Source organism: Butyricimonas muris, assembly GCF_046365375.1.
Classification (GTDB): domain Bacteria; phylum Bacteroidota; class Bacteroidia; order Bacteroidales; family Marinifilaceae; genus Butyricimonas; species Butyricimonas muris.
Window position 1 is genome coordinate 311889 of the sequence record NZ_JBKEIT010000002.1, and the last position, 16150, is coordinate 328038.

Consider the following 16150-nt stretch of genomic DNA (forward strand, 5'->3'; position numbering starts at 1 on the left):
TCTGTAGATAGATTGTTCCGGGCCATCGAATGGTTCGATTTTTTTTCATACTTTTGAATGTTGATTAATACTACAAATACTTGACAAAATGTTAGTTTAAGGTTTTGATCATTCCGGGAGAAAATGGCCGTTTTCTTCCGGATTTTATTTCAATACCCGACGATAATCTTATTTTGTACCATTTTAAAATGCACGTATGAGGTTTGCTCTATTTTTTGGAGAATGGACATAACTGATTCTCCCCGGGGCAAATATCCACTGAACTTTTCCTCTTTTACTCTCGAGTTTTGGTATTCAACCCGAATGTCATACCATAATGACAATTCTTGCATAATTTCTTCTATAGTCGCTTCTTCGAAACAGAAACGTCCATGACGCCATGCGATATATTTTTTGATATTTACTTGTTCTACAGTGGTTTGTCCGGAAAGTAAATCCGTCGTTGCCATTTCTCCCGGGGTTAAAGTATATGGAATGCCTTCCTTGAACGCTACTTGTACTTTTCCTTCCACCAAGGTAGTCCGTATGCTGGTTGGAATTCGGGTATTGACATTAAATTCTGTTCCTAGCACCGTGACAGTCAATTCACCGGTACGCACGATAAAGGGTTTGCTCGCGTTGTGACTTACTTCGAAATAGGCTTCACCGTGTAATTCCACTTCGCGTATGCTTTTTTCGAAATTTGTCGGGTAACTCATGCGCGTATCCGAATTCAACCATACCCGGGTGCCGTCACTCAGTACCAAACGATATTCTGCACCTTTCGGCACTTCTATTTCGTTATACATAGGTTGTTCGACTTGTGGTTCCTCGGGGTTTTTCTCGTAGATAAGGGTTCCTTGGTCTTTAACAAGTTTGGCTCCGTCAATCTTCAACGTATCCGATATAGTTTGAGATGACAAGTTCAATACCTTTCCGGAGGCTGTTGTCAGATGTACAGCATTCCGACTTGGTTCTTGTGCGAAAGGCTCTACAATGGTATGCGGTTTGTTTTCCATGCTTAACCACCAGTAACCGCTTCCTAGAAACAAAAGTAAAACGGCAGCAGCCACTGACAATTTTAGAAATATGCGCTTCTTTTCCTGTCGTTTACGTGCAATTAGTTTTTCACGGAATGCTTGGCGCCAGCGAGTAAATTCTGCGGTGTTGTCGTCCATGTTGTTGGCACATTTGATTTTATCGTACAGCATCCTATGCTTAGGGGAGGCCTCTAACCACTCGTCGAAGAATTGCTTTTCTTGAGGTGTTAATTTCTTATCTAAACTTTTTTCAATAATCCACCAATCTATCATAGTGTATAATTTATATGATTTTACCCTAGTAACACGGTAAATAGTGAATGGTTACAAAAAAAATCATATTTTTTTGTAATTCCGGTGGAATTTAAAATTTGTGGAAAGGTTATTACTTTGAATTATTCCCGGTTGGATGGCGAAGGTACGGTTGGTGAGAGTATGGGGAAGATGAACATTAATATCCCTATAATGTGTTCGTTACTATTGGTCAATGCTTCTTTTATTTTCTGTACGGCTCTGTGAATTTGGACTTTTGCAACATTTTCACTGATACCAAGGCGTTCGGCAATCTCCGAATACTTTAGATTATAGTAAAACCGGAGTTCACAGATATTCCGATACTTTTCTGGTAATCCAGTAATAATTTTCTTTATATCTTTGATTAATTCTTCATCGTCTAGCCATTCTAATGCTTCCGCTTGCTCGATGGCTTGAAGATAAAGAATCTTATGACGATCCTCCACTCCCCGATCTCGTAAATAATTCAGACAACTATTGCGTACTGTCACGCAAAGATATGCGCCGATATTTACTTCCGAATTAAGTAGAGAAATATTTTCATATAGTTTGATTAAAGCATTCTGAACGATGTCTTTAGCAACTTCTCCATCAAATACAAAATTCCGGGCAAATCCATGTAGCCTGGCAAAATAATGATCGTACAATTCCATGTAAGCACGATTTTCTTTTTGCTGTAAACGATGTATAAAATTCTTTGCCATTTTTTTGAGTATGTTTTCTGTTTGCAAATATATAATCAAAATGGAGCAAAAAACAAATTTTCGTAATAGAATTGAAGAATACCTATGAAAACAGTTTTATTTCCTATATTTACGGTTGAAAAATCAGATTTACAATGGAATCATTGCCTCAAGAGTACGTGTTGTTGAAGAAAATCAATACATATATTGATAAATTGTTAAACGAGTCTGCCGCATCGGAAATCGCTCGATTGAATGATATATATGACTATATTAAAGGTAAAGAGGATTTCGCTAAACATTTTCCGACTCCGGTGGATTTTAGTCGTTTTATGAGAAAAATGCACGATCAGGGTATTTTGAAGCAATTGATTAGAAATTGCATGGTGGATACCACTATTTATCATCATTACCAGTGGCGTTTTTTTCCTAAAGCCAGAGTGATTAAAAAGGAAACCACTTGTGAAGATCGGAATGTGGCGGATTCGCATCCCGGGGCGGGAACATTTTTCAAGAGTGCTAAAAAGTATGAAGCGGCTAATGGAGTACTCGTGCGTTCGACGCAGGAATTGTATATACTGAATCAATTGTTGGCTGTGGATTTTTTTGACGTGTATTATGAGGCGCCTTTGGCTGTCGGAAAACAGAAAAAGTTTCCCGATTTCACGGTACGTAATAAAATCACGGGAACGATATTTCGGTGGGAGCATTTCGGTATCAATGATGAATCGGATTACGGGGAGGCGATGGCAGATAAGCTATCGTGGTATAGGGATATCGGATTTCGGAGTATCGAGGAGGGGGGAAGATTGGTGGTGACGATTTATCAAGACGACGATCAATTGGTGGCAGCTGTCACACGTTTAATCGAGAAGATGAAAGGGAATTGATCTTATTTTTCTCAAAAAAGTGAAGCGTGGTTGACGTTTTGGTTGACAAAAACTATCCAAGTCTCATGAAAACTGTTTAAAAGCAAAAAGCACTTACCTTCGTAAGTGCTTTATATTGAGAGCGGAAAACGGGACTCAAACCCGCGACCCCCAGCTTGGAAGGCTAGTGCTCTATCGACTGAGCTATTTCCGCGAATGTGGGGAGAGCAGGATTCGAACCTACGAAGACGATGTCAGCTGAGTTACAGTCAGCCCCAGTTGGCCACTTTGGTATCTCCCCTTTGTTCAAAGAACGGTTGCTTTTGTTAAGCGGGTACAAAGATAGAGAGTTTTATTGAAAGTCCAAATATTGGGAGAGAAAATTTTGAAAAAAGATATTTTTGTCGTAAAAAAGTACGGGGAAGTTCAGAACGAAACTTCCCCGTTACATCTTACCGTCACGAAGAGACCTATTTACGAGGACGATAAGTAATGTCAATTGTTTTTTCTTTTTGATCAAACGCTTTGTAGTGTATTCGGAGTTCGACAGAGTCCGTTACCTCGCTAAAGGTTTCCTTTAGCGGGAAACTCACGTAACCGTTTCTACTGGTGTTTTCCGGATCGTTGTAAGCGTTATGGCGGAATTCCAGTAATACCTTTCCGTCGGCAGTTTTTTCTTCATGCTTGGTGAGGTTTACCATGTGGGTAATGCTTCCGCCACCGCCGTAGAAAAAACGGAAAGTGATGAAGTCATTGGCGATCCAGTACTCGGGTAGTTCTATCGGATCCATTCCTAAACTGTCGCTGATGGCTTCTTTGTACGGTACGATCGGTTTCGTCAGTAATTCCTGCAAACCGTTTACTTTCACGTAATGATCCACGTCTGAGCCCGGGTTGGCATCCTGCAGGATCGTGAAGTCTGCGAATACTCGTGCGTTGTTTTCCAGTGAACGGGCGGGTACGTTCGAAACGGAGGGAAATAGCACGGGACCTTTATCCAAAAGGATTTGGTATTCGTTATCTCCGGTTTTCTCGATCGTGCCAAACTCTAGCCAAAATTTATCCAAGCTATACCCGTCATCGTTACAAGAGGAAAACGTGAGTGTAGTTATGATCAAAAAAATAATTAGCGTGAATGTGTTCTTGCTTTTCATTTTTTCCCTTTCTTATTACTTGTTGTTATCACATCTGCCATTAAGCATCTATGCATTAGATGGATGATTAACAAAATGGTTGCGTTGAATAGTATTAAAATAAGTTTATAAAGTTCATAAGGTCCATAAAGTTCATAAGGTCGAAAGTCCGTGGACCCCTGCGGGGCGCTATACCAACGGCAGCTTGTGCTGCCGTTTTGATTTTGTCCGAAGGACACCTGTGACTTTATGGACTTTCGACTTTACGGACTTTATAAACCTTATAAACTTTATAAACCCTTACGCATTCTCGATCTTCCTTAGCGAGAACAAAAATTCCAATCCCCCGTCTTTCCTGTTTTTGGCGGATATTTCTCCTTTATGGAAAAGGATGGCGTTCTTCACGATGGAGAGTCCCAAGCCGGAGCCTCCGGATTGACGGCTGCGTCCCTCGCATACCCGGTAGAAACGTTCGAAGATACGGTTCAGGTGGTTTTCGTCGATGCCTCGCCCCGTGTCGTAATAGGAGAAATAATAGAATTCGTTGTCTTCCGTGTAATTGTTGATCCCGATAGAGATGTTTTCTCCGGCATAGTTGATCGTGTTTTCGATGAGATTACGGAATATGGCGTACACGAGAGTCTTGTTTCCCTCGATAGAGATTGCCGGATCGACGCTATTTTTGACGGTGATGCCATGAGATACGATCGGCTCATGTAAATCCGTGATAGCTTCCTGTAGAGTGGCGTGGATATTGACTTGCTCTTTTTCAAACATTTCCGCGGCTTCTTCTGTTTTCGTGATTAAGGCAATATCCCGGATCAGATCGGATAATCTCACGACTTGCGAATAGGTGCGTTCAAGGAAAAAACGTTGTTTGTCGGGAGCGATATTCTGTTGTTCCAACAAGGTTTCGATGTAGCCGCGGATACTACTCACGGGGGTTTTCAGTTCATGGGCGATATTGTTAGTCATCTCTTGTTTCAACAAGCGGTTTTTCTCGTTGTCAGAGATGTTGTTTAGCGTGATTTCAAAACTGTTATCCGTGAATATCAGTAGTTGAATGGCGAAGTGCTTGCCGGATTTGCTGATTTTATTCTGGTAAACGGGGATGTTCGTGGTGTTGGGGGTGACCGGGGTGTTGCGTTTCAGGAAGTCTGCCACTTCTTTGAAATCCGGTTGGTCGAGGAGTCCTTCCACCTTAAAGGTCGGTTCATCCAAAATCGTGTTCAGGTATTGGATAAAATGCGTGTTGGCGTATATTTTTTCTTGGTTGGCGGAGAAAATGGCGATACCCTCGTCGGAATAATGGAAATGGCGGAGTAATTTTTCTTGTTCCACGTTGATTTGCTTGTTGCTTTCTTCCAGTAGACGGTAGCTGTGGATGATTTTCTCTCCTATTTCTCCTAATTCCGTGTGCGGGAAACGAATATTTTTGTAGTCGATATTATGATTCTCCGCGGAGATAATGAAGTCTTTCAAGCCGGAGATAGCTTTCCCGAACCGATCGGATATGTAAATCAGCGAGATCAGCGTGATGAAGAACAACAACGTGATGAAATAGAGGAATATATTGTCCGTTTTCAAGAAATTTTGTACCTCGATGTCGTAGGGGAGTGCAACCCGGATGTAGTAATTGATATAGTCTTTGGCGTAGTAATAATATTCTATTCCCGTGCTTCGCGAAAGACGTATGGCTGTACCCGTTTTTTGAATGGATGCGGATTGTATTTCGGGGCGTTGTAGATGGTTTTCTATCTCTTTTCCCGTGTCGAGATTGTTGTCATACAGGACTTTCCCGTCATGGCTGACTATCGTCAGGCGCAAGTTGGAAGGCATGAGCGTTAATACGCTGTTTAACGAGTCAACCCGATGTTTTTCAAGTAAATGATGTTGATGGATAAAACGAGCTATGATGTCTGAATAGTCATCCAGCGTGGTGCGTAGGGTTTCGGTCTTGTATTCCTTTTCCCGGTTCTGTTGGAAAAAGGTAATCACGATGGTAAATGCCGCGAATACAATGAAGAAGTAGATGAATAACTTCTGTTTATAGGATAATTTCATGGGAATAATTTTTTAAAGTTCTATACAATAGCCATACCCGGAGCGGTTGATGATATGTTTTCCTTGGTCTCCGAGTTTTTTTCTCAGCCGGGTGATGTGGACGTCTACCGTGCGTTCCAGCACGTAGCTGTCGTCGTTCCATACTTTATTGAGAATATCTTCGCGGGAAAATATTCTTCCGGGGGCTTGTGCCAACATGTTTAATATCTCGAATTCTTTTTTAGTGATCGGGATAATACGGTCATTAACGGACACGCATTTCATACTTTGGTCAATATGCATTTCGCCGACGTCGATGATGGTTTTCTTACTCTCCGGGGAACCTGTTCGTTTCAGTACCGCTTTCACTCTTGCCGATACTTCTTTTATCGAGAAAGGCTTGGAAATATAATCGTCCCCGCCGATGCTGAAACCGGTGAGCATATCGTTTTCCGTGTCTTTGGCGGTAAGGAATATAACCGGGGTGGCATTGTGCAGGTCTTTGCGCATTTTCTCTGCCATTTTGAAACCGGACATTCCGTCCATCATGACATCCAGTAATATCAGGTCATATTCCTCGGGGAGCATCTTTAATGCCTGTTCCGCGGAAGGAGCCGTGGCGACGAAGTAACCCTCGCTCTCGAGATTGAATTGCAGGATTTCTCTTAAATCAGCCTCGTCGTCAACCACTAAAATGCGTTTTTTGTCCATCGTTTCAATTTTAATTGTTATGAATATGTTTCGCGTTCTTGCCTTCCATGAGATAGATAGCCGCTTCCGCTATATTCGTGGCATTATCGCCGATTCGTTCGATGTTGTATGACATGTTGCTCAGTGACAAGGCATCTAATAAATCTTGATCTTTGACGGTTCTACCCACGAAATGAAGAGGTATTCCGTGAACGATTTCTTTGTGGTTTTTGTCCACGATATCATCCGTGCGGATAATCTCTTTCGCCAAGTTTTCGTCTTCACACGTGAAAGCAAAGATAGCATTTTGTGTCATTTTTTTCACTATTTCCAGTTGCTCGCGAATGATTTCACGGAAGAGGGTATATAATTCCCCTTGGAGCTCGACTTCACGCAGGAAGTCCGCGATGTTTAAAAGCAAGTCCCCTATTCTTTCCAGATAGGCCGTCATGTCGTGATAAGACATGATTTTACGGCAATCGCTCGCTCTGGGGCAATAGAGTACGATGGAGTTGATCACTTCGTCCCGTATTTTTACTTCCAGTCCGTCGATGATTACTTCGTTGTGTTCTATTTTATCGTGTAATTCCGCGTCTTTATTACTTCCCGTGAGTGTGAACACGATATCCATTTGCTGGATAACGACGGTAGACAGTACTTCAAAATCTTCTTTTATTTTCTCGAGGTATTTTTCTCTTATTGTAGTCATAATGTGGAATTTGATGATTTAAGATTGATGATTAGGGATTTACGATTTATGATTGTAGATTTATGATTTATTGTTTGAAATCTGAAATCATAAATCTGAAATCATAAATCGTAAGTTGTTATCCAAATTGTCCCGTCAAGTATTCTTCCGTGCGTTTGTCACTCGGGTTGGTGAACATCTTCCGGGTTTCATCATATTCAACGAGGTTTCCGAGGTACATGAACATGGAGTAATCCGAGATACGTGCGGCTTGTGACATATTGTGCGTGACAATCAAGATCGTGAACTCTTTTTTTAAATCGAGTAACAGTTCTTCTATACGGTTCGTGGCAATCGGGTCAAGGGCGGAGGTCGGTTCGTCCATCAGTAGTACTTGCGGTTTTAGCGAGAGAGCCCGTGCGATGCAAAGGCGTTGTTGCTGTCCCCCGGAGAGGAAAGTTCCTTTTTTGTGCAGGGCGTCTTTCACTTCATTCCACAGACCCACGTTCTGGAGGCTTTGTTCCACGAGTTCGTCTTTCTCCTGTTTGGAGAGGGAGATGCCGTTCAGTTTATATCCGGCAATGACGTTGTCGTAGATGCTCATGGTCGGGAACGGGTTCGGGCGTTGAAATACCATACCTGCCATGCGGCGTACCTCCATGGGATTGGTTTTCAATATATTCTTCCCGTTCAATATAATTTCTCCGGTGGTTTTTATATCCGGGTATAACTCGTGCATCCGGTTGATTGCCCGTAATAAAGTACTTTTCCCGCATCCCGAGGGTCCCATGATTGCCGTAATCTTTTTCTCGGCGATGTCAGCGCTCACTGACTCCACGGCATTTTTCCCGGGTGTATATGAAATAGATACGTTTTTCAGTTGTAGTATAGGATCTTTGATTTCCATGTTGGTTATGATTTTTGATTTTTGATTTACGATTGATGAATCTGAAATCGTAAATCAAAAATCGTAAATTATTGGATTCTCCATTTTTTAGCGATCTGTTTTGCTGTGATATTAAGTGTCAGAATCAAGAGCAGCAGGAATAATGATGAACTCCAGATCATGTCTATCAAGTTGGGATCGTTGTAGAATTCCCAAATTAATAGAGGTACCGCACTGGTAGGTTTCACGATATCCCAGTTGATTGTGGTACTTCCCAGAGCCGTGAGCATGAGTGGTGCTGTCTCTCCCATAACGCGGGAAATCGCTAAAAGGATTCCCGTGAACAGTCCCCCGAAGGCTGCCGGCAGTAATACTTTGAGTACGACACTCGTGTACGAGGCGCCGAGGGCGAGCCCGGCTTCTTTCAGGCTGCCCGGTAACATTTTTAATGTTTCTTCCGTTGAGCGGACGATCAAGGGAAGCATCATGATACTCAAGGCAACGCTTCCCGCCAAAGCGGAATAGCTACCGATTGGTTTGACGATCCATGCATAGGCGATAATACCAATCACGATAGACGGACTACCTTGTATCAAATCCGTTAGAAAACGGGTGATATTGGAAAACTTGGTTTTCGGGTGTTCCGACAGATGAATACCTACCATGATCCCGATCGGGATAGCGATAACGGCGGCCAACACGACCATAAGTAATGTACCCGTGATTCCGTTAGCGATACCGCCGGGAATGATGTCACCCGTGTTGCGTGCTAACATGGCATCCAAGGTGCTGGGTGCGCTTTCCGTGAAAAAGTTCCAGTTGATTTGCTTGTAGCCTTTTCTGATGAGTTCCCATATAATAGCGAATAGGGGGACTACTGTCAGTGAGGCAAAAAGGCACGTGATGCAGAAGAATGCCTTGCTTTTTATCGTTCTATATTTTAGACTACTCATTTCTCTATCAGTTAAGTTTCTTTATAATGAGTTTCGCTATCAGGTTGATGATAGCCGTGATCAAGAACAAAAGCAGCCCGATAGCGATGAGCGAACTTAATTTCAGACCGTCCGCCTCGCCGAACTGGTTGGCTATGATACTTGCCATCGTGTTACCCGTGTCGGCAAGTGAGGTCGGTAGATTGTTCGTATTACCGATTAGCATGGTGACCGCCATGGTTTCACCTAAAGCCCTTCCCAAGGCAAGGATGTAGCTGGCAAATACGCCGGAGCCCGCTGCCGGGAAAGTGACGCTTCTGATGACCTCGTAACGGGTGGCTCCAAGGCTATACGCGGCTTCTTTCAGTTCGTTGGGAACCATGGATATGAATTCGCCACTGAGAGAGGATGCATAGGGAATGATCATGATTGCCAGAATGATAGAGGAGGTTAATATCCCGAATCCTTGCGCGTTCACGCCCATTTCTATAATGAGCGGGCGGAAGGTATAAAATCCCCATAAACCGTAGACGATAGAAGGGATTCCTGCCAATAAATCAATGATAGAACTGATAAAAGTGGCTATTCTTTTGCCTTTGAAGAATTCTCCGGTAAAAAGAGCGACGGGCAGGGAGAATGGGATGCAAAATATTAATGCCAGAAAAGAGGTTAATAATGTTCCGACGATAAACGAGAGTGCCCCGTATGTTTCTCTGTCCGGGTGGGGATCCCATTCTGTTGAACCGATGAACTGGAAGAATCCGTACTGACCGAATGCGGAGAGAGAACCACTCACCAGAGAGTAAATCATTCCGGCACTGATCAAAAGTATCAAGATGCAACAAATGGAAAGTAACCGTTTAAAAATAATATCACGCATTAAATAATAATTTAAGTTACAAGTTGCAGGTTACAAGTTTCAAGTCGGGTGTCGTGGAGAACCTGCAACTTGCAGAGCCGTAGGCTCAACTTGTAACCTGTAACTTTATTATTTAAGGACTTGTTTGCCCTCGAAACTTATAGAGTTTAATAGTGCTTTGGCGTTGTCCACCGCGGATTTTGGGAGTGGGGAGTAGTGTACTTTTGTTGTTAAAGCTTGTGCCTCGGGGCTTAACATCCAGTCTAGTAATTTAGCAGTGGCTTGAGCCTGTGCCAAAGTTCTGTTGGCGTATGCCTGTTCTTTGTAAAGGATAATCCACGTGAAACAACTGATGGGATACGCGTCCGGTGCGTCCGAATTGGTGATCATGGTACGGGTATCTGCCGGGATATCCCCTTTTGCCGCGGCAGAGATACTTTCGGTATTCGGGGTGATGAAGTTCCCGGAACTGTTTTTCATTTGTGCCATCGGGATATTCAGCGAGAACGCGTATTCAGAGCCGATGTACCCGATTGCTCCCGGTGTTTGACTGATCGTTCCGGCTACGCCCGGGTTTCCTTTGGCTGCCAGTCCTACCGGCCATTTCAATGACTTTCCGGTACCCACGTTCTCTTTCCAGTTTGCGCTTACCTTGGTAAGATAGTCGCTGAACACGAAGGTCGTACCACTACCGTCCGAGCGGTATACCGGGGTAAGTTCTTTGTCCGGGAGGGTAATGCCGGGGTTCAATTCTTTGATTTTGGCATCGTTCCATTTGGTGATTTTACCCAGATAAATATCGGCAACCACCTCTCCGGATAACTTTAAATCTTTCACTTCCGGCAAGTTGTATGCCAGTACCACGGCACCCATGCAAGTGGGGATGTGTATCGCGGTATAAGGCATTTCTTGCATTTCGGAGTCGGAAAGATAGGCGTCCGAGCCCCCGAAGTCAACAATTTTATCTTTCAAGCTTCTGATTCCGCCGCCACTACCGATTCCCCCGTAGGTTACCGTGTTGCCGGTCTTCTCTTGGTAGGTTTTGAAGGCCAGATTGTAGAATGGCAGAGGAAATGTAGCTCCGGCGGCAGCGATATTCATTTTCTTGTCTTCGGAACCCTTGTTTTTCTTTGAGTTGCCGCAAGATGCAATTGCGATAGCTAGAAGAATAATAAATAAGTTTTTCATTTTTGATTGTATTAATTTCAACATCTATTGATTCATTTTTTACAATGCAAGTTTAGATGAATCTTGTTACATGAATGTTGCACGAATGTTACATTAATGTTACAACTTGAATTCGATGTTCAAATAAGCGAAAGAACTTGATTTTCCGTCTCTTGGATTCCATGTCGAGAAATTTGGGGCTATCTTCAACTGTTTGATCGGGGAGTATTGGATACCGATTAAGACCCGTTGCCCGTCTGCGCTGCTCCAATCGTCTTTGGAAGCCAAGTTGTCATATCTCCCGAAAGCGTCGAATTTTTCGGCTAATTTCACCGTGGAGTAAACGGAGAAACCGTTTTGGTCTTTATCTTCTTTGGATTTGGTGTTGAACATTTGGTCGTATTCACCGCCAAGAGAGAAAAGTTTGTGTTTATATCCGGCGAAGAAAGCCAAGTTCTGTTGATCTTTCAATCCGTCTGCATCACTGCTTTTGCTGGCGAGGTCATAGTAGGCACGGATAGTCAGACCTTTTACCGGGAATAAAGTGGCTCCGACGGCATATCGGTATTTGTTGTCTCCGTTCAATTTTTTGTACCCTTCGCCGTTGCTGATCGTGATATCGGCAGAGAGCCATTTGGTAAATTTGTATCTGCCCAAAATACCCATGTCTGCGCTGGAACCGAACTTGTACTCGTCTTGGAATGATTTCATGATGTAACGGTATCCCCAGAACTTTTCTTGCACGTTGAATTGTTCCAAACCGATCAACCCGAAATCCAAGGTAAAATCTCCTGTCTTCCAGCTTAACATGGCGTTTTTGATATAAGCCACTCTTTCAAGGTCTGCGCCGTCTACTTTCGTGGAGCCCATGTCGAATACTACCTTCCCGCTAAGTTTCTCGGTTAGTGAAAATTGATAACCCAAGTAAGCGCGATCCAACGCGAATCCGGACTCTTTGTTCGCGTCCCCCAATCCGGCATGATAGTTAGCGAAAACGGTAACGATAGGTTTCCCGGTAATCTGGAATTTCTTTTTTTCTTCTTGTCCGAAACTGCTCATGCAGGCGATAATCAAAACCACACTCATTAAAATCTTTTTCATTTGTCTAAATTTTAGTCGTTAAATAAATAATTGAAAACCTCTTGTTTTCGACGGCTAAAGTAGATTGAAAAGATTTCTAAAAAGATACATTTTAATTACAACAATGTTACATTTTCTATTTTCTGAAAATAGAAAAATTCACGCTGCCGTATTGACGGTGTTCGGAGAAGAAGGGGGCAGATGAGAAGTCTACCGTGCCGGGATGTTCAATAATAGCCAACCCGTCCGGGGCTAATAATTCATTGTCAAATATAGCGGCCGGGATATCCATAATCTTTTCCAGATCGTATGGAGGGTCGGCGAAGATGATATCAAAGGACTGGCCTTTCAGTTTTTTGCAAGCGATAAACACATCGGTTTTGAATACATTGATATTCTTGAAACCGAGTTGGACTATCGTCTTTTTTATAAAAGAGTAATGATTGTAGTTCAATTCCACGGATACGATTCGTTCTGCACCGCGTGAGGCAAATTCGTAGCTGATACTTCCCGTGCCGGAAAATAAGTCCAGCACGACGGCTCCCTCTATATCGATGTAGTTGTTGAGCACGTTAAACAAGTTTTCTTTAGCAAAGTCCGTTGTCGGGCGAGCCCTGAAATTTTTGTCCGGGAATATGACTTTCCCCTTGTGTGTGCCGCTTATAATCCGCATCGATGAAGATTTAACAAGTGAATGAAATAGGATGAATTGATCTCCTTGCCGGGCAAGATACCGTTTAATATAGGTTCTTTCGCGAAATAAGGAGTGGGTAAATAGGTCGAGAGCAATTCTTTCAGTTTCTCGTCATTTGTTGCTGCACCGAACACCGAAACGTGTAGTTTCTCTTTTTGAATGTCACATTCTTTGATGCAATTCAACAGGAAATAAACGATGTCGGTTGCCGTCCTGTGATTAAACGAGTTGAATAATTGCACCCTTGTATCTTTTATAAATAGGATATCGAAAAAATCAGCCTGTATGTTCAGGAATATTTGTTCCGAACCATGCAATGCTTTTGTTAACGCTCCTTGTATAAAGGGGTATGCCTCGTTCACGATTTGGAGCACCGGGAAATGTTCCCGAACGAAATTGTTGAGAGTGGTATTGATCGTTTCCACGAGGTAGGCATCTATTTTCTCGATATGATGATACAAAAGCGTATCATCGGGGGTAATCTCTTGATTCACGGAATAGAGGGTTGCCACGTTCGCCTTGTTAAAGAGAGCCCCGGGGATAATGGTTCTCTCGCTGAAACAGGGCATAAGATATACCTTTTTGAATCGCAGGTTCAGAATCACGTCGTTCACGAGATAATTCTTCAATCGGGCAATCACGGCTTCACGAGAGTCCGCGGCATAAGGTTCGTGAACAAATACCATTAATTTGTCACGGGCGTCATGCACGCAAAACGAAAATCCATCCGTTGCATAACGGATGGATAATATCGATTGTGTAGATAATTCGTAAGTGAAATCCGAGTCAACAAAATAAATACTCTGCATGTATTCCTCGTTTACGAACCGGAATGTTACTCCCAGTTACCCACGTTATTGTTTGCCTCTGCCACGCTACCCACTTTCAGACCGGGGTATTTTTGTAATCTTTTTCTTTCACCGTTGTATTCGAGAATGGCATCTTCGTATTCTTCAAATAAATCTTCGAAGATAACCATGTTGTTTACACGAGCCTCGAACACAGGAACCTCGATACCTGATTCCGTCCAGATCATGTTTGTTCCCATGAGGAATTCATGTTTCCGTTTGGTGAACGGTACATAACGAAGATCGTCGATCGGGTAGTTTTTCCCGAAAAGTTGCTCAAGTGCGGATATACGCATCGTGTCACGGATGATAAGACCTTTCTTCAATGCCTCTTGTTCCGTCATACCTTGATCCAGTTGGTCATCGGTAAGCTCTCCGATAGAACGCACTGTTTTCAACGAATCGTATTTCACGAAATGAATCAAAGTATCGAAACTACTAGTGTATACCCCGTGGATACTCTTGTAAGCATCTTGTGCAGTTCTGATATCCTTTAACCTTTGGATAATTCTATCGTATCTTTGGTTTCTCAATTTTTCAAATTGAATAGGGTTCTGCACGCTTGCATAACACAAATAACCCAGGTAGATAGCCGCAAGTGCTAAAACGATTTGGATAATGATCTTAACTGGTTTCATTTTTTCTGTCTGTATATTTGTTATATATTAAACAAGTTAGTTCTACTGTTTTCAAGCTGTTTTTTTCATATCTTTACACGGTGTTTATTCAACACCTCGCACGAATCCACGTTGGATTACAGTGTCGGCAAATATAAGAAAAAAAAAGTTTATACCACAGTTTTGGCTATTTATTTTAATCATGATACATGAACATTTTGAACGTATTGTAAAAGAGAAGTTTGGGTTTGATTTCTCTCCCTCTCAACAGGAGGCGATGAGATGTTTCACGACTTTTTTCTTTGACCGAAACCCCGAAAGTTTGTTCTTGTTGAAAGGATTCGCGGGAACGGGAAAGACCTCTCTGGTGGCGGCAATCGTCAATACATTGCTGCAATTCGAGTATCATGTCGTGCTGTTAGCCCCGACGGGACGTGCGGCAAAAGTGTTTTCCGGTTATTCGGGGCAATCGGCGTACACGATACACAAGAAGATTTATCGCCAGAAAAATGCACAGGAAGGAATTGGCGTCTTTAACTTGGGATTTAACGCGGGAGCCAACGTGTTGTTTTTCGTGGACGAGGCATCCATGATTTCGATGAGTTCTCAGGATTCTAATTTCGGAACGGGTTCTCTATTGGATGATTTGTTTGAATTCGTGTATAACGGGCGCAACAATCGTTTGGTGCTGATCGGGGATACGGCACAGCTTCCCCCGGTTGGAGTGGATGTCAGTCCGGCATTGGATGCCGAATTTCTGCAAGTGAGTTACGGTATGGAGGTTTACGAGGCAAGCCTCACGGATATTATGCGTCAATCCGAACAATCCGGTATCTTGTACAACGCGACTCTCGTGCGGGAGATGATCGGGGCGGCTCCTTATGCCAAATTGTTGTTGAAAGTTGCACCCTTCCCGGATATAGTACGTGTCGGGGGAGGAGAACTGTTGGATGAATTGGATCATTGTTACGGTAGGTTCGGCATGGACGAAACGATGGTTATCTGCCGTTCCAACAAGCGGGCGAACCGTTTTAACGAGGGTATCCGTGCCCGTGTGCTTTACCGGGAAGAAGCATTTGGCGGTGGAGATAAGATCATGGTTGTAAAGAATAATTATTTCTGGGGTGCCGAATATGATAAGATTGATTTTATCGCCAACGGCGATATTGCCACCGTAGAGAAAGTGGGAAAATACAAGGATTTGTACGGCTTTCATTTCGTTCATGCCCGCCTCAGTATTTACGGGTACGAGGAAGAGATTTCGGCTTGGGTGATGCTCGATACTTTGACCTCGGAACAACCCGCGTTGAGTTATGACGAGTATCGAAAGTTGTTTGCGGCAGTGGAAGAGGATTACATGGATATCCCTTCCAAACAAAAGCGGTACAAAAAAATACAAGAGGACGAGTATTTCAACGCCCTACAAATCAAATTCGCTTACGCTGTGACTTGCCATAAGGCACAAGGCGGGCAATGGGATGCCGTTTTTATCGATCCGGGATGGATGGGGGACGAGATGATGGACGACGAGTATTGGCGTTGGCTTTACACGGCATTTACACGTGCCCGCAAGAAATTGTACCTGATTAATTTCAAAGATGAGCTGTTTGGGGATTCGGGGAATTTATAAATAATGAAGCCCCCTAAA

At 43.1% G+C, this 16150-nt stretch carries 16 protein-coding genes and 2 tRNA genes; 2 read left to right on the top strand and 16 right to left on the bottom strand.

Annotation, left to right across the window (positions count from 1 at the left end; genetic code table 11):
- Positions 1-149 precede the first annotated feature (149 nt).
- On the bottom strand, positions 150-1292 hold the full coding sequence (locus tag ACK8P8_RS04240) for a FecR family protein (RefSeq protein WP_227216197.1): 1143 nt from the start codon (positions 1290-1292) through the stop codon (positions 150-152).
- A gap of 122 nt (positions 1293-1414) precedes the next feature.
- Positions 1415-2017, bottom strand: a complete 603-nt coding sequence (locus ACK8P8_RS04245; RefSeq protein ID WP_227216195.1) for an RNA polymerase sigma factor — start codon at positions 2015-2017, stop codon at positions 1415-1417.
- 134 nt (positions 2018-2151) lie between these two features.
- Here ACK8P8_RS04245 and ACK8P8_RS04250 point away from each other — a divergent pair, with 134 nt between their 5' ends.
- The gene (locus ACK8P8_RS04250; RefSeq protein WP_369859314.1) at positions 2152-2886 is read left to right on the top strand and encodes a hypothetical protein; all 735 of its coding nucleotides are present in this window, start codon (positions 2152-2154) and stop codon (positions 2884-2886) included.
- 120 nt (positions 2887-3006) lie between these two features.
- On the opposite strand, the gene ACK8P8_RS04255 is transcribed toward ACK8P8_RS04250, so the two are convergent.
- The 14 genes from ACK8P8_RS04255 to ACK8P8_RS04320 all read right to left on the bottom strand — a co-directional run bounded on the left by ACK8P8_RS04255 (position 3007) and on the right by ACK8P8_RS04320 (position 14523).
- Positions 3007-3079: transfer RNA gene (locus ACK8P8_RS04255), tRNA-Gly, on the bottom strand.
- Positions 3080-3084: 5 nt separating this feature from the next.
- A tRNA-Tyr gene (locus tag ACK8P8_RS04260) sits at positions 3085-3166 on the bottom strand.
- Between the two features lie 169 nt (positions 3167-3335).
- Positions 3336-4019, bottom strand: a complete 684-nt coding sequence (locus ACK8P8_RS04265) for a NigD1/NigD2 family lipoprotein (RefSeq protein ID WP_099290576.1) — start codon at positions 4017-4019, stop codon at positions 3336-3338.
- Between the two features lie 279 nt (positions 4020-4298).
- Complete coding sequence (gene phoR / locus ACK8P8_RS04270; RefSeq protein ID WP_369859313.1) at positions 4299-6062, bottom strand: sensor histidine kinase; 1764 nt, start codon at positions 6060-6062, stop codon at positions 4299-4301.
- Between the two features lie 12 nt (positions 6063-6074).
- A complete protein-coding gene (phoB, locus tag ACK8P8_RS04275) occupies positions 6075-6752 on the bottom strand; it encodes a two-component system response regulator PhoB (protein ID WP_099290574.1) in 678 nt (225 codons plus the stop codon).
- Between the two features lie 10 nt (positions 6753-6762).
- Positions 6763-7440, bottom strand: a complete 678-nt coding sequence (locus ACK8P8_RS04280) for a phosphate signaling complex PhoU family protein (protein ID WP_099290573.1) — start codon at positions 7438-7440, stop codon at positions 6763-6765.
- A 118-nt stretch (positions 7441-7558) separates the two neighbouring features.
- Entirely contained in the window at positions 7559-8326 is a 768-nt protein-coding gene (pstB, locus tag ACK8P8_RS04285; RefSeq protein WP_227216186.1) for a phosphate ABC transporter ATP-binding protein PstB, read from the bottom strand.
- Between the two features lie 68 nt (positions 8327-8394).
- Positions 8395-9258, bottom strand: a complete 864-nt coding sequence (gene pstA, locus ACK8P8_RS04290) for a phosphate ABC transporter permease PstA (RefSeq protein ID WP_186976786.1) — start codon at positions 9256-9258, stop codon at positions 8395-8397.
- Positions 9259-9265: 7 nt separating this feature from the next.
- The gene (pstC, locus tag ACK8P8_RS04295) at positions 9266-10117 is read right to left on the bottom strand and encodes a phosphate ABC transporter permease subunit PstC (protein WP_227216183.1); all 852 of its coding nucleotides are present in this window, start codon (positions 10115-10117) and stop codon (positions 9266-9268) included.
- 108 nt (positions 10118-10225) lie between these two features.
- Complete coding sequence (pstS, locus tag ACK8P8_RS04300) at positions 10226-11284, bottom strand: phosphate ABC transporter substrate-binding protein PstS (protein ID WP_099290806.1); 1059 nt, start codon at positions 11282-11284, stop codon at positions 10226-10228.
- Positions 11285-11383: 99 nt separating this feature from the next.
- Positions 11384-12364, bottom strand: a complete 981-nt coding sequence (locus ACK8P8_RS04305) for a porin family protein (protein WP_227216179.1) — start codon at positions 12362-12364, stop codon at positions 11384-11386.
- A 115-nt stretch (positions 12365-12479) separates the two neighbouring features.
- A complete protein-coding gene (locus ACK8P8_RS04310; RefSeq protein ID WP_227216177.1) occupies positions 12480-13016 on the bottom strand; it encodes an RsmD family RNA methyltransferase in 537 nt (178 codons plus the stop codon).
- Positions 13004-13846: a DUF3822 family protein gene (locus tag ACK8P8_RS04315; RefSeq protein ID WP_227216169.1), complete on the bottom strand. Its 843-nt coding sequence runs from the start codon at positions 13844-13846 to the stop codon at positions 13004-13006. Before ACK8P8_RS04315 ends, ACK8P8_RS04310 begins: the two co-directional genes overlap by 13 nt.
- A 26-nt stretch (positions 13847-13872) precedes the next feature.
- Positions 13873-14523 carry a hypothetical protein gene (locus ACK8P8_RS04320; protein ID WP_099290566.1) on the bottom strand — a complete coding sequence of 217 codons (651 nt, stop codon included), beginning with the start codon at positions 14521-14523 and terminating at the stop codon, positions 13873-13875.
- A gap of 181 nt (positions 14524-14704) precedes the next feature.
- On the opposite strand from ACK8P8_RS04320, the gene ACK8P8_RS04325 reads away from it, so the two are divergent.
- Positions 14705-16132, top strand: a complete 1428-nt coding sequence (locus tag ACK8P8_RS04325; RefSeq protein ID WP_292268466.1) for an ATP-dependent DNA helicase — start codon at positions 14705-14707, stop codon at positions 16130-16132.
- The last annotated feature ends 18 nt before the right edge of the window (positions 16133-16150 follow it).